Annotated in this window: 21 protein-coding genes; 15 read left to right on the top strand and 6 right to left on the bottom strand. The window is 60.1% G+C overall.

What is annotated here, in order from left to right; all coding sequences use genetic code 11:
- Nucleotides 1-91 precede the first annotated feature (91 nt).
- Entirely contained in the window at nucleotides 92-1,090 is a 999-nt protein-coding gene (locus ACYZTZ_RS17845) for an alpha/beta hydrolase (protein ID WP_046047495.1), read from the bottom strand.
- An 83-nt stretch (nucleotides 1,091-1,173) separates the two neighbouring features.
- Between ACYZTZ_RS17845 and aroC the strand changes: the two genes are divergently transcribed.
- The 5 genes from aroC to mtnC are packed head-to-tail and all read left to right on the top strand — an operon-like array spanning nucleotide 1,174 to nucleotide 5,322.
- Entirely contained in the window at nucleotides 1,174-2,265 is a 1,092-nt protein-coding gene (gene aroC, locus ACYZTZ_RS17840) for a chorismate synthase (RefSeq protein WP_046047494.1), read from the top strand.
- 28 nt (nucleotides 2,266-2,293) lie between these two features.
- Nucleotides 2,294-3,445, top strand: a complete 1,152-nt coding sequence (locus ACYZTZ_RS17835; RefSeq protein ID WP_461999205.1) for an MFS transporter — start codon at nucleotides 2,294-2,296, stop codon at nucleotides 3,443-3,445.
- A complete protein-coding gene (locus tag ACYZTZ_RS17830; RefSeq protein WP_461999204.1) occupies nucleotides 3,442-4,068 on the top strand; it encodes a methylthioribulose 1-phosphate dehydratase in 627 nt (208 codons plus the stop codon). The genes ACYZTZ_RS17835 and ACYZTZ_RS17830 overlap by 4 nt, the downstream gene beginning before the upstream one ends.
- A 20-nt stretch (nucleotides 4,069-4,088) precedes the next feature.
- On the top strand, nucleotides 4,089-4,634 hold the full coding sequence (locus tag ACYZTZ_RS17825) for a 1,2-dihydroxy-3-keto-5-methylthiopentene dioxygenase (protein ID WP_461999203.1): 546 nt from the start codon (nucleotides 4,089-4,091) through the stop codon (nucleotides 4,632-4,634).
- 4 nt (nucleotides 4,635-4,638) lie between these two features.
- Entirely contained in the window at nucleotides 4,639-5,322 is a 684-nt protein-coding gene (mtnC, locus tag ACYZTZ_RS17820) for an acireductone synthase (protein WP_461999202.1), read from the top strand.
- Between the two features lie 121 nt (nucleotides 5,323-5,443).
- Here mtnC and ACYZTZ_RS17815 read toward each other — a convergent pair whose 3' ends face one another.
- Nucleotides 5,444-5,722, bottom strand: a complete 279-nt coding sequence (locus ACYZTZ_RS17815) for a DUF3509 domain-containing protein (protein ID WP_461999201.1) — start codon at nucleotides 5,720-5,722, stop codon at nucleotides 5,444-5,446.
- Between the two features lie 344 nt (nucleotides 5,723-6,066).
- Between ACYZTZ_RS17815 and ACYZTZ_RS17810 the strand changes: the two genes are divergently transcribed.
- The gene (locus ACYZTZ_RS17810; RefSeq protein ID WP_461999200.1) at nucleotides 6,067-7,905 is read left to right on the top strand and encodes a long-chain-acyl-CoA synthetase; all 1,839 of its coding nucleotides are present in this window, start codon (nucleotides 6,067-6,069) and stop codon (nucleotides 7,903-7,905) included.
- A gap of 111 nt (nucleotides 7,906-8,016) precedes the next feature.
- Nucleotides 8,017-8,535 carry an ankyrin repeat domain-containing protein gene (locus tag ACYZTZ_RS17805; protein WP_461999199.1) on the top strand — a complete coding sequence of 173 codons (519 nt, stop codon included), beginning with the start codon at nucleotides 8,017-8,019 and terminating at the stop codon, nucleotides 8,533-8,535.
- A gap of 61 nt (nucleotides 8,536-8,596) precedes the next feature.
- On the opposite strand, the gene ACYZTZ_RS17800 is transcribed toward ACYZTZ_RS17805, so the two are convergent.
- Nucleotides 8,597-9,937 carry a substrate-binding domain-containing protein gene (locus tag ACYZTZ_RS17800; protein ID WP_461999198.1) on the bottom strand — a complete coding sequence of 447 codons (1,341 nt, stop codon included), beginning with the start codon at nucleotides 9,935-9,937 and terminating at the stop codon, nucleotides 8,597-8,599.
- A gap of 190 nt (nucleotides 9,938-10,127) precedes the next feature.
- Nucleotides 10,128-10,940: an exodeoxyribonuclease III gene (xthA, locus tag ACYZTZ_RS17795; protein WP_461999197.1), complete on the bottom strand. Its 813-nt coding sequence runs from the start codon at nucleotides 10,938-10,940 to the stop codon at nucleotides 10,128-10,130.
- A gap of 311 nt (nucleotides 10,941-11,251) precedes the next feature.
- Here xthA and ACYZTZ_RS17790 point away from each other — a divergent pair, with 311 nt between their 5' ends.
- The 7 genes from ACYZTZ_RS17790 (at nucleotide 11,252) to ACYZTZ_RS17760 (ending at nucleotide 22,446) form a co-directional block, all read left to right on the top strand.
- Entirely contained in the window at nucleotides 11,252-11,902 is a 651-nt protein-coding gene (locus ACYZTZ_RS17790) for a GNAT family N-acetyltransferase (protein ID WP_461999196.1), read from the top strand.
- A gap of 65 nt (nucleotides 11,903-11,967) precedes the next feature.
- Nucleotides 11,968-13,695 (top strand): autotransporter assembly complex protein TamA, encoded by a 1,728-nt coding sequence (locus tag ACYZTZ_RS17785; RefSeq protein ID WP_461999195.1) that lies wholly within the window; start codon nucleotides 11,968-11,970, stop codon nucleotides 13,693-13,695.
- Nucleotides 13,692-17,366: a translocation/assembly module TamB domain-containing protein gene (locus ACYZTZ_RS17780; RefSeq protein ID WP_461999194.1), complete on the top strand. Its 3,675-nt coding sequence runs from the start codon at nucleotides 13,692-13,694 to the stop codon at nucleotides 17,364-17,366. Before ACYZTZ_RS17785 ends, ACYZTZ_RS17780 begins: the two co-directional genes overlap by 4 nt.
- 213 nt (nucleotides 17,367-17,579) lie before the next feature.
- Nucleotides 17,580-18,053 carry a MarR family winged helix-turn-helix transcriptional regulator gene (locus tag ACYZTZ_RS17775; RefSeq protein WP_046047482.1) on the top strand — a complete coding sequence of 158 codons (474 nt, stop codon included), beginning with the start codon at nucleotides 17,580-17,582 and terminating at the stop codon, nucleotides 18,051-18,053.
- Entirely contained in the window at nucleotides 18,050-19,519 is a 1,470-nt protein-coding gene (locus ACYZTZ_RS17770) for an efflux transporter outer membrane subunit (RefSeq protein ID WP_461999193.1), read from the top strand. The genes ACYZTZ_RS17775 and ACYZTZ_RS17770 overlap by 4 nt, the downstream gene beginning before the upstream one ends.
- A gap of 15 nt (nucleotides 19,520-19,534) precedes the next feature.
- Nucleotides 19,535-20,752 carry an HlyD family secretion protein gene (locus tag ACYZTZ_RS17765; RefSeq protein WP_461999192.1) on the top strand — a complete coding sequence of 406 codons (1,218 nt, stop codon included), beginning with the start codon at nucleotides 19,535-19,537 and terminating at the stop codon, nucleotides 20,750-20,752.
- A 164-nt stretch (nucleotides 20,753-20,916) separates the two neighbouring features.
- Nucleotides 20,917-22,446: a DHA2 family efflux MFS transporter permease subunit gene (locus ACYZTZ_RS17760; protein WP_095128971.1), complete on the top strand. Its 1,530-nt coding sequence runs from the start codon at nucleotides 20,917-20,919 to the stop codon at nucleotides 22,444-22,446.
- A 201-nt stretch (nucleotides 22,447-22,647) separates the two neighbouring features.
- On the opposite strand, the gene lpxH is transcribed toward ACYZTZ_RS17760, so the two are convergent.
- Both lpxH and ACYZTZ_RS17750 read right to left on the bottom strand, forming a co-directional pair.
- Entirely contained in the window at nucleotides 22,648-23,400 is a 753-nt protein-coding gene (lpxH, locus tag ACYZTZ_RS17755) for a UDP-2,3-diacylglucosamine diphosphatase (protein WP_461999191.1), read from the bottom strand.
- Nucleotides 23,397-23,900, bottom strand: a complete 504-nt coding sequence (locus tag ACYZTZ_RS17750; protein WP_461999190.1) for a peptidylprolyl isomerase — start codon at nucleotides 23,898-23,900, stop codon at nucleotides 23,397-23,399. The genes lpxH and ACYZTZ_RS17750 overlap by 4 nt, the downstream gene beginning before the upstream one ends.
- Nucleotides 23,901-24,177: 277 nt before the next feature.
- Here ACYZTZ_RS17750 and ACYZTZ_RS17745 point away from each other — a divergent pair, with 277 nt between their 5' ends.
- Entirely contained in the window at nucleotides 24,178-25,875 is a 1,698-nt protein-coding gene (locus ACYZTZ_RS17745) for a glutamine--tRNA ligase/YqeY domain fusion protein (protein WP_461999189.1), read from the top strand.
- The last annotated feature ends 10 nt before the right edge of the window (nucleotides 25,876-25,885 follow it).

The raw sequence follows: 25,885 nt of genomic DNA, 5'->3' as shown, positions 1-25,885 counted from the left end.
GATCCTGTCCAAGCTCTGCTTGCCGCCAGTCATAGCGCTGGCGACAAAGGCTTATCGGCCGTTTTTTTCAGGACTGGAGGGCTAACAGTGCTTAACTGGTGCGAAGTCCGTCAATAAACCCGAGGATTCGCGTGCCGAGTTCGGCCGCCAGTGGCAATTGCGGATCTTTGTAAGAGGCCAATTGCCGTTTTACATCGATGGGCACGATGCGCATCACGTGGTTCATGCCCTCGATCAGCGCCAGTTCGGCGTCCGGTTTGGCGGCCTTCAACAGCCTGGCGTCACCGACGCCGACCTGGATGTCATTGCTGCCCTGGATGATCAGCGCCGGCATCTTCAACTTGGCGAACGCCGCCGCCGGGTCCTGGCGGAACAATGAAATCAGATACGGCTGCACGCTCGGGCGGAAAATCACCTGCAACTGCGGCGGCACGTTGTCGTCGGTGTGGCCGGCCTTGAGGCTGTCGAGCAGTTCATTGCTGCGCAGCATCAGTGCTGGCGGCAGGCGATTGCTCAATTGTTGGCGCAACACCTGATCGATCGGCCGGGCGCTGCCGGACATGGAGATGACCGCGGCGGCATCCAGGCTCGGCGCCGCGAGGCTGGCGATCAAGGCGCCTTCGCTGTGGCCCAGCAGGATCAGCTGGCCAAAGCGCGGGTCGGTTTTGAGCTTCTGGCCCCAGGCCTCGGCGTCGGCCACATAGGCTTCAACCGACAGATTGCGTTCGTCCGGGGTCGCCGCAAGACTCGCCGCCACGCCGCGTTTGTCATAACGCACGCTGGCGATGTTGTGTTTGGCCAGGACCCAAGCGAGACGCTTGAGGCTGTCGTTGCGTCCACCGTCGGGGTTGTTTCCGTCACGATCCGTAGGACCGGAGCCGGAAATGATCAGGACAACCGGTACCGGCGTGTCGGACTTGGGCAGCAATAACGAGCCGAAAAGCTCACCGGTGCCGGTGTCCAATGTGATCGGGCGTTGCAGGACGGTGGCCTGTACAAAGCCGGTAAAGAGGGTAAGGCTCAAGGCTATAACTCGCAGCATCATCACGCCATCATGAACAAGGTGCCGGTTGGACTCGCAGGCACCCATAAGGTTCGAGGATGAACTAGTTGGGTAGCCTGCGTATACTGGCGCGCATTACGTATTTGGTTCGAATTCACGGAGCGTCCTGCATGTCCGGCAATACCTACGGCAAGCTGTTCACTGTCACCACCGCGGGCGAAAGCCATGGCCCGGCGTTGGTCGCCATTGTCGACGGCTGCCCGCCGGGCCTGGAGATCTCTCTGGAGGATCTGCAGCGTGACCTGGATCGCCGCAAACCCGGCACCAGCCGCCACACCACCCAGCGTCAGGAAGCCGACGAAGTCGAAATCCTCTCCGGCGTGTTCGAAGGGCGCACCACCGGTTGCCCCATCGGCCTGTTGATCCGCAACACCGACCAGAAGTCCAAGGATTACTCGGCGATCAAGGACCTGTTCCGCCCGGCCCACGCCGACTACACCTATCACCACAAATACGGCGAGCGCGATTACCGTGGCGGCGGTCGCAGCTCGGCCCGTGAAACGGCCATGCGCGTGGCCGCCGGGGCGATTGCGAAAAAATACCTGGCCACTCAGGGCATCGTCATTCGTGGCTACATGAGCCAGCTCGGCCCGATCGAAATCCCGTTCAAGACCTGGGATTCGGTGGAAGAGAACGCTTTCTTCAGCCCTGATCCGGACAAGGTCCCGGAGCTGGAAGCCTATATGGACCAGTTGCGTCGCGACCAGGATTCGGTCGGCGCGAAGATCACCGTAGTCGCTGAAGGCGTAATGCCTGGCCTTGGCGAGCCGATCTTCGACCGTCTCGATGCCGAACTCGCTCACGCGCTGATGAGCATCAACGCGGTCAAAGGCGTGGAAATCGGCGCCGGTTTCGCCAGCGTTGCCCAGCGCGGCACCGAGCACCGCGATGAAATGACCCCGCAAGGTTTCCTCAGCAACAACGCGGGCGGCATTTTGGGTGGCATTTCGTCGGGTCAGCCGATCGTCGCGCACCTGGCACTCAAGCCAACCTCGAGCATCACCACGCCGGGTCGTTCCATCGACATCCATGGCAACCCGGTGGAAGTCGTCACCAAGGGTCGCCACGACCCGTGCGTCGGCATCCGCGCCACACCAATCGCCGAAGCGATGATGGCCATCGTGCTGATGGATCACCTGTTGCGTCACCGCGGGCAGAACCTGGACGTGCGCGTGAGCACGCCGGTGCTGGGTCAGCTTTAATGGCTGACCTCAACGCCGCTGCCGTCAGATGACAACAGCGGCGCTCCCGTACTGGCGGCTCTCCAGTTTCTATCTGTTCTATTTCGCCTTGCTCGGTTCGACAGCGCCGTTTCTGGCGCTGTACTTCGATCACCTGGGCTTTTCCAGCGCGCGCATCGGCGAGCTGGTGGCGATCCCGATGCTGATGCGTTGCGTGGCGCCGAACATCTGGGGCTGGCTCGGTGATTACACCGGCCGACGCCTGGCCATCGTGCGCTTTGGCGCGGTCTGCACGCTGCTGACGTTTTCGCTGATCTTCGTCAGCAAGACCTACGCCTGGCTGGCGATGGTCATGGCCTTGCACGCGTTTTTCTGGCACGCGGTGTTGCCGCAGTTCGAAGTCATCACGTTGGCGCATTTGCAGGGCCAGACTAACCGTTACAGTCAGATCCGCCTGTGGGGCTCCATCGGTTTTATCATCACCGTGGTTGCGCTTGGCCGGCTGTTCGAATGGTTGAGCCTGGATATCTATCCGGTGGCGTTGGTGCTGATCATGGCCGGGATCGTGGTCAGCAGTTTGTGGGTGCCGAACGCCCAACCGGCTCAGGGCAATCGAATTGCGGGAGATGGGTTTCTCAAGCAATTGCGCAATCCCGGGGTGCTGGCGTTTTACGGTTGCGTGGCGCTGATGCAGATGAGCCACGGTCCTTATTACACCTTTCTGACCTTGCACCTGGAGCGACTCGGCTACAGTCGTGGGCTGATCGGCGTGCTTTGGGCGGTCGGTGTGGTCGCCGAAGTCTTGATGTTTCTGGCCATGAGCAAGATCCTCGCGCGTTTCTCCGTGCGACGGGTGCTGTTGGCGAGTTTTCTGCTGGCGGCGTTGCGTTGGTTGTTGCTCGGTTCGTTTGCTGAGTTCCTGTGGGTGCTGTTGATTGCCCAGGTGCTGCACGCGGCGACATTCGGCAGCTTTCACGCGGCTGCCATCCAGTTCGTGCAACGTAGTTTCGGCGCGCGCCAGCAAGGGCAGGGCCAGGCGTTGTACGCCGCACTGGCCGGCACCGGCGGCGCACTGGGCGCGTTGTATTCCGGCTACAGCTGGAATGCCCTCGGCCCGGCATTGACCTTTAGTATTGCCAGCCTCGCAGCCTTCGCGGCAGCCGTTATCATTGCCACACGTATGCAAGAGGACAGGCCATGAGCCTTACCCGAGAGCACCTCGCCCAGGAAATCATCGATGCCGGGCGTTTTCTGTATGGCCGCGGCTGGTCGCCGGCCACCAGCAGCAACTACTCGACGCGCCTGTCGTCGACTGAAGCGCTGCTGACGGTGTCCGGCAAGCACAAAGGCCAACTCGGCCTCGACGATGTGCTCGCTACCGATCTGTCCGGCAACAGCCTGGAACCGGGCAAAAAACCGTCCGCCGAAACCCTGTTGCACACCCAGCTCTACAACTGGCGCCCGGAGATCGGCGCGGTGCTGCACACCCACTCGGTGAACGCCACGGTGCTGTCGCGCCTGACGCCGCAAGATTTCATCGAGTTCGAAGACTACGAACTGCAAAAAGCCTTCAGTGGTGTGTCGACCCACGAATCCCGGGTGCGTGTGCCGATTTTCGACAACGATCAGGACATTGCGCGCCTCGCCGCCAAGGTGCAGCCTTGGCTGGACGCCCATCCTGATTGCGTCGGCTATCTGATCCGCGGCCACGGTCTCTACACCTGGGGCGCGCGCATGAGCGATGCACTGCGGCAGATCGAGGCCTTTGAATTTTTGTTCGAGTGCGAGTTGAAGATGCGCTCGGTCTCGAACCATAAAGCATGAACCGTTAAGGAGTTGCCCTGATGAGCAGCCTGTCCGTTTACCACGTCTCAAGCCCTGATTTGCCAAACAAGGTGCTGACGCATTTCGAAGACATCGCCTCGACCCTGGCCGAGCAGGGCGTGCGTTTCGACCGCTGGCAAGCCGCGGCGAAAATCCAGCCCGGCGCCAGTCAGGAAGAAGTGATCGCCGCGTATCAGGAGCAAATCGACAAGCTGATGACCGAACACGGTTACATCACCGTCGATGTCATCAGCCTGAACAGCGATCACCCGCAAAAAGCCGAATTGCGCGCCAGGTTTCTCGACGAACATCGCCATGGCGAAGACGAAGTACGATTTTTCGTCGCCGGCCGTGGCTTGTTCACCCTGCACATCGACGATTACGTCTACGTGGTGCTCTGCGAAAAAAACGACCTGATCTCGGTACCGGCCGGCACCCCGCACTGGTTCGACATGGGCGAACATCCGCATTTCGTCGCGATCCGCCTGTTCAACAACCCTGAAGGCTGGGTGGCCAATTTCACCGGCGACGACATCGCCAGTCGCTTCCCGCGTCTTGAGGACTGAGGCGATGCCGATCAAAGCGATTCTCACCGACATCGAAGGCACTACGAGCGCGGTGAGTTTTGTGTTCGACGTGCTGTTTCCCTACGCCGCCAAACACTTTCCGGATTTTGTTCGCCAGCACGCCGCGCGTGCGGATGTTGCCGAGCAACTGGACGCCGTTCGCCGGGATGCCAACGAGCCGAACGCCGACGTCGAGCGGGTGATCGACATTCTTCTGCACTGGATCGCCGAAGACCGCAAAGCCACGCCGCTGAAAGCGTTGCAAGGCATGGTCTGGGAACAGGGTTATCAGGCCGGGGAGTTGAAAGGCCACGTTTACCCGGACGCCGTTGAAGCGCTCAGACGCTGGCATCAGGAAGGCTTCAAACTGTTTGTTTATTCGTCCGGTTCGATTCAGGCGCAAAAACTGATCTTTGGCTGCTCGGAAGCGGGGGACCTGTCACCACTGTTCAGTGGCTATTTCGACACCACCTCGGGGCCCAAGCGTGAAGCGCAGTCCTACGAGCGCATTACCCAGGCCATTGGCCTGGACGCTTCGCAGATCCTGTTTCTGTCCGACATCGTCGAGGAACTGGACGCGGCGCACACGGCGGGAATGGCTACGTGCGGGCTGGCCCGAGAGGGCGGGGAGCTGGCGGGGCATGTGACCGTCGACAGTTTTGAGCTGGTCGATCCTTCCACGTTTTAAGGCATATAACACATAACCTGTGGGAGCGAGCTTGCTCGCGATAGCGGTCTGTCAGTCAACTCAAGTGTTGAATGTTCAGCCGCCATCGCGAGCAAGCTCGCTCCCACAGTGTTTTAGGGGTTTAAGCCGAGTGATACGTCGGCAGGGCAAACCGCTGCTGGCTTTGCAGCATGGAAATCTGCGGCAGTTCGCTGGCCTGTTCGGCGATGTCACGGCGAATGGCACTGATCACCCAGGACAACTGATCGCCAGCATGCAATTGCTGGTAGGAAATCGAGCGCTTGAAGACTTTGCCGTCGGTGCTGCTCAAGGTCAGCAGAATGCCGCCGTCCGGACGTGGCTGGGTGGACACTTCGAAGTTGGAGAACAGGGACGAAAATTTTTCTTGGATCAGGTTCATGTCTATCAGCTCCGTTAGCTCTTGAATGGCAAGCATGCAGAGGTAGTTGCAGTGATTGTGCCAGCACCTGATTTTTTAAAAGTCTTTACATATCAATAAGTTAGTTTTTCGGTGCTTTTGCACTTTCGTGCAATCTGCATGAATGGCCATCGTGCATCCTGCATTTTGCGTGGTCGACGCCGATTCGATGGAACCATTTGCCCGGCGCAGGCACACGATTTCGAATGCCGCAGACGTGGATACAAATCATTTCAAAAACCGCGTGTACAGCTCAGGAACCGCTGACGTATTTTCGGCCTCAATCAACGCCGCCCGAACAATAAAAAGATCGACCGGGAGCAACCATGAGCCGCACGCCGCACGACACGATTACCTGGGGCATGATGCTCCGCAAGCTGCCTTCCATTGCCAAAGCCATTCCTCGCGTGGTGAAGGGCATGAAAGCCGCCAACGTCAAGGACCCGACCCAACCGTGTGGCCTGGGCTGGTGCTTCGAGCAAGCGACGTTGCGCAATCCCGACGGCCCGGCATTGCTGCAGGGCGAGGTAGCGCTGACTTATTTTCAGGTCAACCAATGGGCCAATCGCATTGCCCATCATCTGATTGCCCAAGGCATCCGCAAGGGCGATGTGGTGGCGATCTTTATCGAGAATCGCCCGGAACTGCTGGTGACGATTCTGGCGGTGGCCAAGGTTGGCGCGATCAGTGCCTTGCTCAATACGTCGCAGACCCGCGATACCCTGGCTCACAGCCTGAACCTGGTGGCACCCGCGGCGATCATTGTCGGAGAAGAGCTGGTCCCGGCGTTTTCGGCAGTTCGCGAACGGGTGTCGATCGAGGCGGCGCGCACCTGGTTCGTCGCTGATCGAGACACCTTCAGTCATCCGGGCATTGCGCCCGACGGGTTCATCAACCTGATGACCGCCAGTGTCGTCAGCTCCAGCGCCAACCCCGTCAGCAGTCAGCAGGTTTTTTTCGACGACCCTTGTTTCTATATCTACACCTCGGGCACCACCGGCTTGCCCAAGGCCGGGGTGTTCAAACACGGCCGCTGGATGCGCAGCTCCGCAAGCTTCGGGCTGATCGCCTTGGATATGCGCCCGGAGGACGTCGTCTATTGCACCTTGCCGCTCTATCACGCCACCGGGCTGTGCGTGTGCTGGGGCTCGGCGATCAGTGGCGCCTCGGGCTTTGCCATTCGCCGCAAGTTCAGCGCCAGTCAATTCTGGAACGATGTGCGCAAGTACCGCGCGACCACCCTCGGTTACGTCGGAGAATTGTGCCGCTACCTCGTGGATCAACCGCCCAGCGCCGACGACAGCCAGCACCGCGTGACGAAGATGATCGGCAATGGCCTGCGCCCCGGCGCGTGGGGCGAGTTCAAGACGCGATTCGGGGTGAACCACATCTGCGAGCTCTACGCCGCCAGCGACGGCAACATCGGCTTCACCAACATCCTCAACTTTGATAACACCGTCGGTTTTTCCCTGATGTCATGGGAGTTGGCGGCGTACGACCACGACAGCGGCGCGCCGATTCGAGATGCCCAGGGCTTCATGCGCAAAGTCGCCAAAGGCGAGCAGGGACTGTTGCTGGCGAAGATCGACGACAAGGCGCCGCTGGACGGTTACACCGATCCACAGAAGACCGAAAAGGTTGTGCTGCACGACGTGTTCGAGAAGGGCGACCGTTACTTCAATACCGGTGACCTGCTGCGCAACATCGGTTTCGGTCATGCGCAGTTTGTTGACCGGCTGGGGGATACATTCCGCTGGAAGGGCGAAAACGTCTCGACCACCGAGGTCGAGAACATCCTTCTGCAACACCCTAATATTTCCGAAGCCGTGGCCTACGGCGTGGAAATCCGCAACACCAACGGGCGTGCGGGGATGGCGGCGATTACGCCAGCCGAGTCCTTGGCGACCCTGGATTTCAGTGAGCTGCTGGCTTTCGCCCGTGAACAAATGCCGGCCTATGCGGTGCCTTTGTTCTTGCGAGTGAAAGTGAAAATGGAGACCACCGGCACCTTCAAGTATCAGAAGACCCGCCTCAAGGACGAAGCCTTCGACCCCGGCAAAACCGGCGATGATCCGATCTATGCCTGGCTGCCGGGGACCCAGACTTACGTGCAGGTCACTCCGCAGTTGCTGGCGGATATTCACGGCGGCGCTTTTCGTTATTGAATGCAGCGCTATTGAATGTGGCTATGGCCGTCCATGAGAAAAAAGAAGTGACAGCCTCGGGGCTGCTCGGGAAACTGTCGGCTTTGCGAATAACCGAACGTGGAGTGCCCAATGTCAGACCAAAGCCGCCAGATGTCCCCCGAAGAAGCCGCTGAATTTGCCGAACAGGTATTCAACAAGGCGCGCGAGGGCGATGCGGCCATGATGGCTGCGCTGTTGACCAAGGGCCTGCCGCCGAACCTGCGTAACCACAAGGGCGACACCTTGCTGATGCTGGCCGCTTACCACGGCCATGTGGATACCGTAAAAGTCCTGCTCGAGCACAAGGCTGACCCGGAAATCCGCAACGACAACGGCCAGAGCCCGATTGCCGGTGCGGCGTTCAAGGGTGACCTGGCGGTGGTCAAGGCACTGGTTGAAGGCGGTGCGCAAGTGGAAGGTTCGTCCTTCGATGGCCGTACTGCGCTGATGATGGCGGCGATGTTCAATCGCGTCGAAATCGTCGACTACCTGATCAGCAAAGGCGCCGACCCGAAAGCCAAGGACGCCAATGGCGTCTCTGCACTGGATGCCGCCAAGACCATGGGCGCGGTGGACACCACGGCGCAGTTGCAGAAGCTGCTTGGCTGATTTGCACCCTGTAGCCGCCGCGTAGCCGCTGTCGAGCAAGCTCGACAGCGGCTACGCACCGTCAATACACCCAAACCTCAACCCGCCGATTCTTGATTCGCCCCTCATCCGCGCTATTGGCCGCCACTGGCATCTCGGCGCCAAAACCACGAATCTCGCGAAATACTACGCCGCTTTTCACCAGTTCGCGCCGCACCGCCATCGCGCGCAGTTTCGACAGCAGATCGGCGCGCGCCGGATCACTTTTGGCGTCGCCAAACCCCACCAGCGTCACCTGCCGATTGATCTTGTCACGCTGCTTTATATAGTCGAGCACCCGCGACAGGTCCTGCCGGGCCTTGTTGTCCAGCGTCGCACTGCCTTCTTCGAAACGGAAATTCACTGTCAGTCGTTGGGCGTGACGGCTGAGCGCCTGATAACCCTCAGGCATCAGCGCGTTCGGTGTGACGGTCATGGCCTGGACGGTCTGGGCGATAAAACCATTGGCCGCGACAATCGCCTGACCCTTGCTGCTTTGGGCGAACGTCACCAGTGCGTCGGCCCAGGGATTTTTCCCATTGGGCGGCAGGTAAAAGAACAGCCGGCGGGACAGCGGATAGTCTTCCGTGGCAATCAGGCTGTTGAGCGGCAACATGGCTTGGGATTGGCCATCGGCAATCGCCACGGCTTTGGCCTGACGCACGTAAGGCAGGCCGATGAAGCCGATACCTTGCGGGTCGAGGCTGACCGCGTCGGACAATTGCTCGCTGGATTCGAAACGTTTCGCCGCGCTGCTCAGCGTTTTCCCACGACGGCTGAGGACCAATTCCTTGAACGTGTCGTAGGTGCCCGATTGGTCATCCCGCGCATAGAGATGAATCGTCCCACCGATGCCGCCGAGTTCTTCCCAGGTTTTTGCCTCGCCGCTGAAGATTCGCGCCAGTTGTTCGGTGTTCAGTTCACTCAACGGATTTTGCGGATGAAGGATGATCGCCAGGCCATCGATGGCGATGACCTGCTCGGCGCCGGGGCTTTTAAAGTCGCCCAAGTGTGCAAGGTCTGCCCGTTCGCTGTCCTTGATCGGGCGCGAGGAGGCGGCGAGGTCGGCGGTGGCGGTTTTCAGGGCGGTGAAACCGGTGCTGGAACCGTGGGCCGCAATGTCCACCGCGACCCGGCGGCCCTGAACGGTTTCGCCGATGACGCGCAGTTCGTTGGCTTTGTCCGGGGCCTCGCTGTGAATCTTCAGCAGGCCCTGTTCGCGCATCAACCCCTCAACCAGCGCCGGGCCCAATGCCGCGCCAATGGTGTTGGAGCCCTGGATGCGCAACACCGGGCCAGACTCGGGCGTCGGCAACGCGCCAGCCGACGCCGTCAGCGGCAGCCAGGCGCACAGCATCAACAGGAACAACACGCGCAGCGTCATGCCAGCACCTTATAAGCCAAAGGAAGTGCCGGGAGAATAAGTCAGTAAGGTTTCTGAAAGATGACAGTCTTTAAATGTGGGAGCGAGCCTGCTCGCGAAGAGGGCGTAACATTCAACGCAAATGTTGAATGTAAGACCGCTTTCGCGAGCAGGCTCGCTCCCACAGTTGATCTGTGTCGACAGGTAGGGATCAGCTCAATTCAAGCCAGATCGGCGCGTGATCCGATGGTTTTTCCATCCCGCGCAGTTCGTAATCCACTCCCGCATCCTTCACGCGTGGCAACAACCCATGGGACGCCATGATCAAGTCAATTCGCAGCCCACGCTTGGGCTCATCCTCAAAACCGCGGCTACGGTAATCGAACCAGCTGAAACGGTCGGCCACCTCCGGGTTCAAGTGACGGAAGCTGTCCACCAGGCCCCAGTTCTTCAAACGGGCCATCCACTCGCGTTCTTCCGGCAGGAAGCTGCATTTACCGGTTTTCAGCCAGCGTTTCATATTGTCCGGGCCGATACCGATGTCGCAGTCTTCCGGGGAAATGTTCACGTCGCCCATCACCACCACCGGCTGATCGTTGCTGAACTGACTTTCCAGCAATTGCTGCAGATCGTTGTAAAAGCGTTCCTTGGCCGGGAACTTGGTCGGGTGATCGCGGCTTTCGCCCTGTGGGAAATAGCCGTTCATGATGGTCACCGGCACGCCATTGGCGTCGGCGAACGTGCCCCAGATGAAGCGGCGCTGAGCGTCTTCTTCATCGGTGGCGAAACCTTTGTGCAGCGAGATAGGTTCCTGACGCGAGAGCAGGGCCACGCCGTAGTGACCTTTTTGACCGTGGAAATACACGTGATAGCCCAGCGCCTGAACCTCGGCCAGCGGGAATTGGTCGTCGTGAACCTTGGTTTCCTGCAGTCCGATTACGTCTGGCTGATGCTTTTCGATCAGCGCTGCCAGCTGATGCGGGCGAGCGCGCAGCCCGTTGATGTTGAAGGAGACGATCTTCATGGTCGGCAGTCCTGGCAAAAGGGCGATGCTAGCTGACATGTAGGAATGGGGCCAGTGTAGGGTGAGGGCATTCGTGTTTGTCCGTCAGCTTTGTATTGGTAGTAATGGCCTCATCGCGAGCAGGCTCGCTCCCACAGGTTAGGAGTCTGGTCTATAACTGGTGGGAGCGACGGTGCGACGATTCGACCTGCTCGCGATGGCGACATCACAGCCAACCCTGATTCGGATCAGAAAGGAACTGTGCCAGCGCTATAGGCTCGTAACCAGAAGAGCGCAGTCATTTGAGCTGTGCCCCGGGGAGATCAACCGTTATGCCCGAAACCTCGACCGTCATCGCCGATATTCACATGCTCGACGGCGGCTATTCCCGCGAAGCACGTTCGTTGTTGTACCAGGCCTACCGGCATGAGCCGACGTTCGGCTACCTGTTCGAAGCGGAGCGCCCCGGTTATGAACAGCGGGTCCGCGCCACCGTGCGCGAACTGGTCAAACAACACTTTCTTCAGGACTTGCCGGCCATCGGCCTGTTGGTCAACGACCGGTTGATCGGCATCGCGCTGATCGCGCCGCCGCAACGTCGCCTGGGCATCACCGAAAGTTGGGCCTGGCGTCTGCGCATGGTGCTCAGCACCGGGTTTCGCTGCACCCGACGCTATCTCGAGTATCACGATGCCGTGATGGCTTGCGTGCCGTCCGACTCGGTGCACCTGCTGCCATTGCTGGGGGTTCATCCGCAATTTCAGGGCAAACACTTTGGCGAACAATTGCTGCAAGCGGTGCATAACTGGTGCGCGGTGGATGAACACTCCGAGGGCGTGATCCTCGATACCGGGAATCCTCGTTATCTGGAGTTCTATAAGCGTCAGGGCTATGAGGAAATAGGAGAAGTCGCCGTAGGACCGATCCGCGAACACGTGTTTTTTCACGCCAATCCGCAGGTGTTACAAACAGCAACGGCATAAAGGTAGAACTTTCACCGCACGCCAGGCTCTATCACGCTCCCAAGCTCGTGATAGCATCCGCGCCTATGAATTTTCCAGGAAGAATGACCAGCGGCGTGCTGATGCTGATTACCAGCTGCGCGGCGCTGGCGCAAAGTGAATTGAATGTGCGGATCAAACCGTCCAACGATGAACTGAAAGCCAATATAGAGGGCTATATCGGCAGCCTCGGCGATCGTGACGAAGAAGCCTTGCTGCGCTTCAGTCGCGGCGCCGAAGAACAGGCGCGCAAGGCCGCCCAGGCCTTGGGTTATTACCAGCCGCAGATCGACTCGGATGTGAAGGGCGGCAAGACGCCGCGCCTGGTGCTGAACATCGATCCCGGCGAGCCGGTGCACTTGCGCAACGTCACTATTCGAATCGACGGCCCGGCCGCCTCCCTCAAATCCTTCCGTGTACCCAAAAGCGATGCGCTGAAAACCGGTGCCGTGCTCAACCATGGCCATTACGAAGACGCCAAGCGCCTGATTCAGAATCAGGCCTCACGCTATGGCTTTTTCAGTGGTTATTTCAGCAGCCAGAAATTGTTGGTCGACCCGCGAGCCGGCGTTGCCGACATCGAACTGATCTACAACAGCGGCCCGCGTTATTCACTGGGCAAGGTCAGTTTCGAGGGTGACACGCCGTTCGACGAAGACCTGCTGCTGCGCATGGTGCCCTTCAAGGCGGGCGCGCCTTATGACTCCGAACTGATCGCCGAACTCAATCAAGCCATGCAATCGAGCGGCTATTTCGAAAGCGTGCGGGTGGATGCGGCACCGACGGCGTCGAAGAACGATGTGATCCCGGTAGACGTCAAACTCGAAACCCGCAAACCACGGACCATGGGCCTGGGGCTGGGTTATTCCACCGACGTCGGCCCACGGATCAAGGCCAACTGGACCCGGCATTGGGTCAACCCTCAGGGGCACAGTTATGGCTGGGAGACCGAAGTCTCGGCGCCCCGGCAGAACGTCGGTGTGTTCTACGACATTCCCCTAGACCCGCCGCTGACCGACAAATTGCGGTTCGCCGCGGGCTATCAGAATGAAGAAATCGCCGACAAGGACTCCCTCAGCAAACTGCTGACCATCGGCCCCGAGTGGCACAGCAAGCTGCCCAGCGGTTGGCAGCGCGTGGTGTCGCTCAAGTGGCAGCGCGAGGAATACAGGCTCGGCGACGACTCGGGGCTCAGCACATTGCTGATGCCTGGCGTCAGCTATTCCTACCTTAAAAGTGACAACCGCATCGACCCGCACAACGGCTATCGTCTGGAGTTCGCGACGAAAGTGGCCAAGGAAGGCTTGGGTTCGGACACCAATCTGATCTACGGCACCGCGCTGGTGAAAGGCTTGACCACGGTCTTCGACAAACACCGCTTCCTCGGCCGGGTGCAGGTCGGCGGCAGCGCCACCAATGGCTACAAGTCGGTGCCGCCGTCGTTGCGCTTCTTCGCCGGTGGCGATCAGAGCGTGCGCGGTTACGACTATCAGAGCCTGTCCCCGGAAAACTCCGAGGGCGACCGCATCGGCGGCCGTTACATGGTTGCCGGCAGCGTCGAGTATCAGTACTCCATTGCCGAAAAATGGCGGGTCGCGACCTTCATCGACCAAGGCAATTCCTTCAATACCCTCGAACTGCCGGACCTCAAGACCGGCGTCGGCATCGGTGTGCGCTGGGTTTCTCCGGTAGGGCCGATACGCCTCGACCTGGCCCATGCGATGGACGACGACGGCGGCATTCGATTGCACTTTTCCATGGGGCCTGAGCTGTGAATCGTGGTTTGAAAATAACGCTGCTGGCGATTCTGGCGCTGCTGATGCTGGTCGTTTTGGCCGTGGCCACAGTGCTGGGCACGGCAACGGGCAGTCGCTGGGCGCTGGGGTTCGTGCCGGGTTTGACCGTCGAGAATTTCCAGGGTCGTTTGGGCGGACAGTGGAGCGCCGACCATGTGCTGTGGCAGCAGGACAGCAGCCGGGTTGAGTTGAACAAGGTGATTTTCGCCTGGTCGCCGCTGTGCCTGACGCGCATGACCCTGTGCATCGAGCAATTGAAAGCCGATCAGGTCAGCCTGCAATTTCCGCCCAGCACGGAAGAAGAAAGCAGCGGGCCGATCAGTCTTCCGGATCTGAAGTTGCCCCTGGCCATCGAGCTAGGCGATGTCCAGGTCGGCAGCCTGATGTTCAACGGCAGCGAAGAGCTCAAGGGCCTGCAACTGGCGGCGCACTGGACGGCCAACGGTTTGCAGATCGATTCCGTTCATTTGCAAAGGGATGACCTGAGCCTGAATCTTTCAGGCCTGCTGCAACCCAGCGGTAACTGGCCGCTCAAGGCCGAAGGCAAACTGACCCTGCCAGCCCCCGGCACCGGGCCTTGGACGCTGGCCCTGAAGGTTGACGGCGATCTGCTGAAAACACTCAACCTGAAAGCCGACAGCAGCGGTTACCTCGACGGACAATTGACCGGCGAACTGCAACCGCTGGTGGAAAACCTGCCGGCCAAGGTGCGGATCACCGCTGACGGCTTCAAGCCCGGCGCCGATCTGCCGGACACCCTGCAGCTCAACCAACTGGAACTCACCGGCGACGGCGACCTGAAAAGCGGTTACCAGTTGCTTGGCAAAGCCACGTTGCCCGCAGAGCTTGGCCCGGTCGCGTTGTTGCTGCAAGGCAAGGTCGACGCCAACGGCGCTCAGATCGCCGGGTTGGACCTCACGGCCAACGACAAGCAAAGCCTGAAACTCACCGGCAACCTCGACTGGAGCAAAGGCCTGAGCGCCGATGCAAAAATCGACTGGCTGGATTTCCCGTGGCATCGCCTCTATCCGCTGATCGACGAGCCAGAAGTGGCGTTGCGCAGCTTCAACGGTGAAGTCTCCTACACCGACGGCCAGTACATGGGGCACTTCAACGCCGCACTCGACGGCCCGGCCGGGGCGTTCAGCCTGACCAGCCCGTTCAGCGGCGACCTGACGAAAATCTACCTGCAACAAATTCAACTCGAAGCCGGGCAGGGCAAGGCCGAAGGGCACCTGAACCTGCAATTCGCCGATGGTATTGCCTGGGACACCGCGCTGGACCTGTCGGCGATCAACCCGGCGTACTGGGTCGCGGAGTTGCCGGGCATCCTGGCCGGACCGTTGCGCAGCAAAGGCGAGATGAAGAATGAAAAACTCAGCCTGACCGCTGATCTTGACTTGAAAGGCAAACTGCGCGGCCAACCGGCAGTAATCCAGGCCAAAGCCGATGGCGGCGGCGAGCAATGGAACCTCAACGCGCTGCAAATTCGCCTCGGCGACAACAGCATCAACGGCAAGGGCAGCCTGCAACAGAAGCTCGCCGGTCAGATCGATATCAAGCTGCCGCGCCTGGCTCAGCTGTGGCCGCAACTGCGCGGTCAGCTCAATGGTCGAGTCGATGTCGCCGGGACGCTCAAGGCCCCGCAAGGCAAGCTCGGGCTGCAAGGCACGCAACTGGCCTTCGAAGACAATCGCCTGCAAAGCCTGAACCTGGACGCCACCCTCGACAGCGCGCAGCGCGCGAAAATCGACCTCAAGGGCAGCGGCATCCAGGCCGGTGAGACGTCACTGGGCACGCTGACCGCCAGCGGCCAGGGCGATATCAAAAACCAGAAACTCACCCTCGACCTGCAAGGGCCGAAGCTGAAACTCGCGCTCGGCCTCGACGGCAATCTGGACCAGGGCAATTGGCGCGGGCGTCTGGCCAGCGGCGATATCCAGGCCGGCGGTCAAGACTGGAAACTGCAAGGTCCGGCGAAGTTGGAGCGGCTGGCGGACGGCAAGATCAACTTCGGCGCCCATTGCTGGACGTCCGGCCCGGCCAGCCTGTGCGGTGAGGATCAGCGCCTGATGCCTGAGCCGAAGCTGCGTTATCACCTCAAACAGTTCCCGATCGACAGCCTGGCGCAGTGGTTGCCCAAGGATTTCGCCTGGAAGGGACGACTCAACGCCGACCTGCAACTGGACCTGCCGGCCAGCGGCCCGAACGGCCAGATCAGCGTCGATGCCAGCGGCGGCACGTTGCGCATCAAGGAAAAGGACCAGTGGCTGGATTTCCCGTACCAGACCCTGAAACTCAACAGCAAACTCACGCCCAAGCGCATCGACACTGACCTCAATTTCGTCGGCGGCAAACTCGGTGAGCTTATGCTCCAGGCGCAGATCAATCCGTTGCCGAAGGACAAACCACTGACCGGCTCGTTCCGTTTGAATGGACTGGACCTGTCGGTAGCGCGGCCGTTTGTGCCGATGGTCGAGAAACTGACCGGTCGTTTGAATGGCAGCGGCACGCTCGCAGGTACGCTGCTGGCGCCGCAGGTCAACGGCAATCTGCTGCTCAGCGACGGCGAGATTTCCGGGCCTGAACTGCCGATGGACCTTGAAGCGCTGCAACTTCAAGCCGTGATCGCTGGCGAAACCGTGCAGTTGAACGGCGGCTGGAAAAGCGGTAAGGCCGGGCAGGGCACCTTGAGCGGCAACATCGCTTGGGGTCAGGCATTGGTGGTTGATTTGGCGCTCAAAGGCACGCAATTGCCCGTCACCGTCGAGCCGTACGCCAAGCTGGAAGTGGCGCCGGACCTGAAGATTTCGGTGAAGGACGACAAACTGGCGATCACCGGCAAAGTGCTGGTGCCGAAAGGCGAGATCACCGTGCGCGAGTTGCCGCCATCGACGGTCAAGGTGTCCGATGACACGGTGATCGTCGGTCAACAGACCGAAGAGGGCAAACCGCCGATGGCCATGGCGATGGACGTCGATGTGGTGGTCGGTCAGGACAAGCTCAGCTTCGCCGGGTTTGGCCTGACCGCCAACCTGCAAGGTCATGTGCACATCGGCGACAACATGGACACCCGCGGCGAGCTCTGGCTCAACGATGGGCGTTATCGCGCCTACGGTCAGCGATTGACCGTGCGCCGGGCTCGTTTGCTGTTTGCCGGCCCGATCGACCAGCCGTATCTGGACATCGAAGCGATTCGCCAGACCGACGACGTGATCGCCGGCATTCGCCTGAGCGGCAGCGCCGAGCAGCCGACCACACAGATCTTCTCTGAGCCGGCGATGAGCCAGGAGCAGGCGTTGTCCTATCTGGTGCTGGGGCGTCCGTTGGCCAGTAACGGTGAAGACAACAACATGCTCGCCCAGGCCGCGCTCGGGTTGGGCTTGATGGGCAGTTCGGGAGTGACCAGCGGCTTGGCGAAAAACCTGGGGATTCAGGATTTCCAGCTCGATACCGAGGGTAGCGGCAGCGCCACCAGCGTGGTGGCCAGCGGCAATATCTCCGAGAAGCTCAGCCTGCGTTATGGCGTTGGCGTGTTCGAGCCGGCCAACACCATCGCCTTGCGTTACAAGCTGAGCAAGAAGGTTTACCTCGAAGCGGCGGGCGGCGTGGCCAGTTCGCTGGACATCTTCTACAAGCGGGACTTTTAGTCCCTTCAAGATCAAAAGATCGCAGGCTTCGCCAGCTCCTACAGGTGTACACAAGAACCTGTAGGAGCTGGCGAAGCCTGCGATCTTTTTGCTTTTGCGCCCCACCATTTATCAACTAAATAGCAAGCAACCTAACTATTACGTTGACATTCGCTGCCTAGGCAGTAACATCTCGACATACATTCTCTGCCTAGGCAGCTAATTGGTGGACAGATGAAACATTTCACCCCAGACGCATTCCACACTTGCCATCTCGGCCTCCTGCTCGGGCGCGCCGCGCTGCTCAAGGACCGGATCATCGACACGCACATGGAACCCCACGGCATCACCGCCGCGCAGTTCAAAGTGCTGATCATCATGGCCCAGTTCGGCGTCGATACCCCGGCCGAGCTGTGCCGTCACCTGTCGCTGGACAGCGGATCGATGACCCGCATGCTCGACCGTCTGGAACAGAAAGGCTTCCTCGCCCGCCAACGCTCCGAGGCGGATCGCCGTCAGGTTCAGCTGGTGCTGACCGAGCAAGGCCAGCAGCTGACTGACCGCCTGCCGGAGATCGGCGCCGACGCCATGAATGAACTGGCCGGCGCGATCACCCCCGAGGAGTTGCAGACCCTCGAACAGATCCTGAAGAAAATTTTGGTGGCAGCCGGTGACTCGATCACCCTGCTGCGGGTAGGTGACAAATGAGCAGTAAAACCCTGCGTACCGGCCTGAGCCTGGTGCTGGCGGCCATGACCCTGGCCGGTTGCGCCAGCTACAGCGGCCTGACCACCGAAGGCAAAAGCCTCGATGCGAAAAACCTCAAGGCCGGGCAATCCCTCAGCGGTGTAACCCTGTCGCCCGCGGCCTGGCCAAAAAGCGACTGGTGGAAAAGCCTCGGCGACCCACAGCTCGACGGCCTGATCCGCGAAGCCCTGCACGACAGCCCCGACATGCAAATCGCCGACGCCCGCGCCCACCAGGCCAGCGCCGCCGCTTATGCAGCGGATGCCGCTCGCATGCCGACCCTCGATGCCAGCGCTGGCGTCAGCCGGTCGCGTCTGGCCCGGGATCAGGATCCGAGCGGGCAGGGCGGCACTTATTCCACGGTGCGTAACATCGGCGCCAGTTTCAATTACAACTTCGACCTCTGGGGCGGTCAGCGTGATGCCTGGGAAGCCGCACTGGGCCAGGCCCGTGCCGCCGAAGTCGATCAACAGGCCGCTCAGCTGACGTTGTCCGCTGACGTCGCTCGCGCTTACAGCGATCTGGGTCAGGCGCACATCGTCTACGACCTGGCCAGTGAAGACCTCAAGCGCACTAAGCAAATGCTCAACCTGAGCCAGAGTCGCCTGAGTTCCGGGATCGACAGTCAATACCAGTTCCAGCAAACCGAGAGTCTGGAAGCCACGTCCGAAGCCAGCCTGATCGACGCCGAAAAACGCCTGCAAAGCGCGAAAATCGCCTTGGCCGTCTTGCTCGGTAAAGGCCCTGATCGCGGCAATGAAATCGCCCGGCCAAAAATCCTCCAGGCCAGCGCGGTCGCGTTGCCCTCGATGCTGCCGGCCGAGTTGCTCGGTCGTCGTCCAGACCTGGTGGCCGCGCGTTGGCGGGTCGAGGCGGCGAGCAAGAACATCGACGCCGGGAAAACCCAGTTCTATCCAAACTTGAACCTGAGCGCTGCGGCCGGTGCCGAATCGTTGCTGGGCGACGCGATGTTCGGTTCGGCCAGTCGTTTCTTCAACATTGCGCCGACGATCTCGGTGCCGATTTTCGACGGTGGCCGCCTGCGTGCCGACCTCGATTCCCGCGACGCCGATTACGACCTCGCGGTGGCGCAATACAACAAAAGCCTGGTGAAAGCGCTGGGTGATGTCAGCGACACCATAAACCAGTTGCGCGATATCGGCCGGCAGATCGGCGCTCAGCAGCACGCCACCGACATTGCCCAGGATTCTTACAACACCGTGGTCCAGCGGTACGGTTCCGGCATCGGGAATTACCTGGACGTGCTCAGCATCGAGCAGCAATTGCTCCAGGCCCAGCGTCAGCTGGCCAACCTGAATGCCGAGCAGATCGACCTGTCGATCCAACTGATGCAGGCGCTGGGCGGCGGCTTCCAGGGCGAAACCCTGACCGCAGCCAACGCAACCCCAGCCACGCAGCACAACTAATTCAAGGTATTTGTCATGGCCACTGCCGAAACAACTCCTGCTTCAACGAATACAGAGTCTGACAACGCTCAAGACACGAGCAATTCGCGCAAACGCAAAGTGATGCTGTTTGTACTGACGATCGTGGTGATCCTCGCCGGTGTCGGCGTCTGGGGTTATCACGAATTCTACGGGCGCTGGAACGAAAGCACCGACGACGCCTATGTGAACGGCAACGTGGTGGAAATCACTCCGTTAGTCACCGGCACCGTGGTCAGCATCGGTGCCGACGATGGCGACCTGGTTCACGAAGGCCAGGTGCTGATCAACTTCGACCCGAACGACGCCGAAGTCGGTCTGCAAAGTGCCCAGGCCAATCTGGCCCGCACCGTGCGTCAGGTTCGTGGCTTGTACAGCAACGTCGACGGCATGAAAGCCCAGGTCAACGCTCAACAGGCTGAAGTGCAAAAGGCTCAGGACAACTTCAATCGCCGGAAAAACCTCGCCGCTGGCGGCGCGATTTCCCAGGAAGAACTGTCCCACGCTCGCGACGACCTGACCTCGGCGCAAAACGCCTTGGCCAACGCCAAACAGCAACTGAAAACCACCAGTGCGCTGGTCGATGACACCGTGGTGTCGTCGCACCCGGATGTGATGTCCGCTGCCGCACAATTGCGTCAGGCTTACTTGAACAACTCGCGCAGCACCTTGATCGCACCGGTGACCGGTTACGTGGCCAAGCGCTCGGTACAACTGGGCCAACGCGTCCAGCCGGGCACCGCGTTGATGGCGGTCATTCCGCTGGATCAGCTGTGGATCGACGCCAACTTCAAGGAAACCCAACTGCGTGACATGCGCATCGGTCAACCAGTGGACATCGAGGCCGACCTCTACGGCAGCGACGTGAAGTTCAGCGGCACCATCGACAGCCTCGGCGCCGGTACCGGCAGCGCGTTTGCCTTGCTGCCGGCACAGAACGCCACTGGCAACTGGATCAAGATCGTCCAGCGGGTGCCGGTGCGGATTCACATCAACGCCGAAGAGCTGGCCAAGCACCCGTTGCGGGTCGGCCTGTCGACTCAGGTCGATGTAAACCTGCGTGACCAGAGCGGCCCGGTGCTGGCACAACAGCCGCCGCAAAAGGCCTCGTTCAGCACCAATGTGTATGACCGTCAGTTGGCCGAGGCCGACGCGATGATCACTCAGTTGATCCACGACAACAGCGCTGCGGTCAGCAAAACCGTTCAACGCTGATTGGTCATCACACCGACCCTGTGGGAGCGAGCCTGCTCGCGAATGCGGTTTTCTATTCAACATCACTGTTGACTGAACCAGCGCTTTCGCGAGCAGGCTCGCTCCCACAAGGTCAGCTGCGTCAGTAACAGGCGCTGCGCCAATCAGGTTCCAAAGGATTCGCGATGAGCAATAACGCCTCTTTCACGCCGCCCAGCCTGCTGCTCAGCACCATCGGCCTGTCGCTGGCGACCTTCATGCAAGTGCTCGACACCACCATCGCCAACGTGGCGCTGCCGACGATTTCCGGCAACCTGGGTGTGAGTTCGGAGCAGGGCACTTGGGTGATTACCTCGTTCGCCGTGAGCAACGCCATCGCGCTGCCGCTGACCGGTTGGCTCAGCCGGCGCTTCGGCGAGGTGAAGCTGTTTCTCTGGGCGACGATTCTGTTCGTGCTGGCTTCGTTTCTGTGCGGTATCTCGACCTCGATGCCGGAGCTGATTGGCTTTCGGGTGCTTCAAGGCCTGGTGGCAGGTCCGTTGTACCCGATGACTCAAACGTTGCTGATTGCCGTCTATCCGCCCGCCAGGCGCGGCATGGCCCTGGCGTTGCTGGCGATGGTCACGGTGGTGGCGCCGATTGCCGGCCCCATCCTCGGCGGCTGGATTACCGACAGCTATAGCTGGCCGTGGATCTTCTTTATCAACGTGCCGATCGGTGTTTTCGCGGTGATGGTGGTGCGCCAGCAACTCAAGGCGCGGCCGGTGGAAACCAGCTACCAGCCGATGGATTACGTCGGTTTGATCACGCTGATCATTGGCGTCGGCGCCTTGCAGGTGATCCTCGACAAGGGCAATGACCTGGATTGGTTCGAGTCGAACTTCATCCTCATCGGCGCGGCCATTTCAGTGATAGCGCTGGCGGTGTTCGTGATCTGGGAAATGACCGACAAACACCCGGTGGTCAATCTGCGGCTGTTCGCTTACCGCAACTTCCGCATCGGCACCATTGTGTTGGTGTTGGGGTACGCCGGGTTTTTCGGGATCAACCTGATCCTGCCGCAATGGCTGCAAACCCAGATGGGTTACACGGCGACCTGGGCGGGGCTGGCGGTGGCGCCAATCGGGATTCTGCCGGTGCTGATGTCGCCGTTTGTCGGCAAGTACGCACACAAATTCGACCTGCGGCTGCTGGCCGGCCTGGCGTTCCTGGCGATTGGCCTGAGCTGCTTCATGCGTGCCGGGTTTACCAACGAAGTGGACTTCCAGCACATCGCTCTGGTGCAGCTGTTCATGGGGATTGGCGTGGCGCTGTTCTTCATGCCGACCTTGAGCATTCTGATGTCGGACCTGCCACCGAGCCAGATCGCCGACGGCGCGGGCCTGGCGACGTTCCTGCGCACGTTAGGCGGTAGTTTTGCGGCGTCGCTGACGACCTGGATCTGGATTCGCCGGGCCGATCAGCACCACGCTTATATGAGCGAAAGCATCAGCACCTATGAGCCGGCTACCCGCGAGGCGCTGAACAGCCTGGGCGGGGCGAGCAATCCGGCGTATGCGCAACTGGATCATGTGCTGACCAGTCAGGCGTACATGCTCTCCACCGTGGATTACTTCACGTTGCTGGGGTGGGCATTCATGGGCTTGATTGTGCTGGTGTGGCTGGCGAAACCGCCGTTTGCGGCGAAGGCGGGGCCGGCGGCGTCAGGGCATTGAGTGTACGGCTCAGAATCGACCCCTCACCCTAACCCTCTCCCAGAGGGCGAGGGGACTGACCGAGTTGCTCGTGCTGGATACGGCGACCTGAAAACTTTGAGTTGAACTCAGGTTTTGAAACCCATGAAGATCTGCCCCCTTTCCCCCTCTCCCCACTGGGGCGGTCCGACGTTTCGGGAGGGCTGGGGTGAGGGGTGGCTCTCAGCCGTTTGGCAATGCCAACTGTGGCGGCGTACCAAAATCAAACGGTGCCAACGCAAACCCCTGCTCATCCACCTGCAACGCCCACCCCTGACGATCCCAATCCCCCAACACAATCCGCTTGGCCGCCTGCTCGCCAATCTGCAACTTGTGAATGGCCGGGCGATGGGTGTGCCCATGGATCAAGGTTTTCACGCCAAAGGCCTGCATGATCCGCGGCACTTCATCCGGCGTGACATCCACAATGTCATTGGCCTTCATCCGCGTCTGCGCACGGCTTTCACTGCGCAGCTTGCGCGCCAGTTTATGGCGAGTACTCAGGGGCAGATGCCGCAGGATGAACAGGGTGATCGGATTACGTAGATAGCGACGCAGCTTCATATAAGCCTCGTCGCGGGTGCAGAGGCTGTCGCCGTGCATCAAAAGCACCGGCTCACCGTAAAACTGCACGACACTCGGGTCCTTCAACAACGTGCAGCCGGCCTGTTTGCAAAAAGCCTGGCCGAGCATGAAGTCGCGATTGCCGTGCATCAGAAAAATGGCCGTGCCGCTGTCGCTGAGTTCGCGCAGGGCCTGGCAGATGGAACGCTGAAAGGGCGTCATGGCATCGTCGCCAATCCACGCCTCGAAAAAGTCGCCCAGGATGTACAACGCACTCGCCGAGCGGGCGCGTCCGGCGAGCAAATCCAGAAACGCCCGGCTGATGTCCGGGCGCTCCTCTTCCAGATGCAAGTCTGAAATCAGCAGTATCACTCAATGATCTCGGCTTTCTCGATGATCACGTCTTCTGCTGGTACGTCCTGGTGGCCGGACTTCATGGTGGTGGAAACACCTTTGATCTTGTCCACTACGTCGGTGCCTGCAACGACTTTGGCGAATACTGCGTAGCCCCAGCCCTGAGTGGTCTTGGCGCTGTGGTTCAGGAAGCTGTTGTCAGCCACGTTGATGAAGAACTGGGCGGAAGCCGAATGCGGCTCCATGGTGCGGGCCATGGCAACGGTGTACTTCTCGTTCGGCAGGCCGTTGTCGGCTTCGTTCTGGATGCTTGGGCGCTTGTCTTTCTTTTCTTTCATGCCTGGCTCGAAACCGCCGCCCTGGATCATGAAGTTACCGATGACGCGGTGGAAAACGGTGTTTTCGTAGTGACCGGCTTTGACGTACTCGATGAAGTTGGCCACGGTGATCGGGGCTTTCTCAGCGTTCAGTTCCAGGACGATGTCGCCATGGTTGGTGGACAGTTTGACTTGGGTCATGATCAGGGACTCTTTATAAAAGAAGCGTTTTCTAGGAATTCGTGGGTTTCGGGGCGTTGAAGCCCTCAACCGGTCCGGCCAATTTTGGCCAAGATGCGCAGTTTAGCGTGCCAAGCGCGAATTTCGAGGCTGTTTTTCATTTGCATCCGATTAAATGCAGCCGTTTTTTGCCCTGCGCTGTCAGCGACTTGACGGCATCGGCTATGATAAGCCCCTTTGTTTTAACAGCCGCTTTGATTTGGCCAACTGGCCGCGCACTTGTACGTTCAAGGATCCTATGAGCAAGCCCACTGTCGACCCTACCTCGAATTCCAAGACCGGCCCTGCCGTGCCGGTCAATTTCCTGCGCCCGATCATCCAGGCGGACCTGGACTCGGGTAAGCACACGCAGATCGTCACCCGTTTCCCGCCTGAGCCCAACGGCTACCTGCACATTGGTCACGCCAAGTCGATTTGCGTGAACTTCGGCCTGGCCCAGGAATTTGGCGGCGTCACGCACCTGCGTTTCGACGACACCAACCCGGCCAAGGAAGACCAGGAATACATCGACGCGATCGAAAGCGACGTCAAATGGCTGGGCTTCGAATGGTCCGGTGAAGTGCGCTACGCCTCGCAGTATTTCGACCAGTTGCACGACTGGGCCGTTGAGCTGATCAAGGCCGGCAAGGCCTACGTCGATGACCTGAGCCCTGAACAGGCCAAGGAATACCGTGGCAGCCTGACCGAGCCGGGCAAGAACAGCCCGTTCCGCGATCGTTCCGTGGAAGAAAACCTCGACTGGTTCGCCCGCATGAAGGCCGGTGAATTCAAGGACGGCGCACGCGTGTTGCGGGCCAAGATCGACATGGCCTCGCCGAACATGAACCTGCGCGACCCGATCATGTATCGCATCCGTCACGCTCACCACCACCAGACCGGTGACAAGTGGTGCATCTACCCGAACTACGACTTCACCCACGGTCAGTCGGATGCCATCGAAGGCATCACTCACTCGATCTGCACCCTGGAGTTCGAAAGCCATCGTCCGCTGTACGAGTGGTTCCTCGAGAACCTGCCCGTGCCGGCGCAACCGCGTCAGTACGAATTCAGCCGTCTGAACCTGAACTACACGATCACCAGCAAGCGCAAGCTCAAGCAACTGGTCGATGAAAAGCACGTTCTTGGCTGGGACGATCCGCGCATGTCCACGCTGTCCGGCTTCCGCCGCCGTGGTTACACGCCGAAATCGATCCGCAACTTCTGCGAAATGGTCGGCACCAACCGTTCCGACGGCGTGGTCGACTTCGGCATGCTCGAATTCAGCATCCGTGACGACCTCGACCACAGCGCCCCGCGTGCCATGTGCGTGTTGCGTCCGCTGAAAGTCGTGATCACCAACTACCCGGAAGGCCAGGTCGAAAACCTCGAATTGGCGTGCCACCCGAAAGAAGACATGGGCGTGCGCGTTCTGCCGTTCGCCCGTGAGATCTACATCGACCGTGAAGACTTCATGGAAGAGCCGCCAAAAGGCTACAAGCGCCTGGAACCTGCTGGCGAAGTGCGTCTGCGCGGCAGCTACGTGATTCGCGCCGACGAAGCGATCAAGGACGCCGATGGCAACATCGTCGAACTGCGTTGCTCCTATGACCCGGAAACCCTGGGCAAGAACCCTGAAGGCCGCAAGGTCAAAGGCGTGGTTCACTGGGTGCCGGCTGCGGCCAGCGTCGAGTGCGAAGTGCGCCTGTACGATCGCCTGTTCCGCTCGGCCAACCCTGAGAAGGCCGAAGACAGCGCCAGTTTCCTGGACAACATCAACCCTGACTCGCTGCAAGTCCTCACCGGTTGTCGTGCCGAGCCTTCGCTGGGCAATGCACAGCCGGAAGACCGTTTCCAGTTCGAGCGCGAAGGTTACTTCTGCGCGGATATCAAGGACTCGAAACCCGGTCATCCGGTGTTCAACCGTACCGTGACCTTGCGTGATTCGTGGGGCCAGTGATTCAAGGAAA

The organism is Pseudomonas sp. LB3P58, from assembly GCF_054897895.1.
This window is presented reverse-complemented; position numbering and strand designations above follow the sequence as displayed.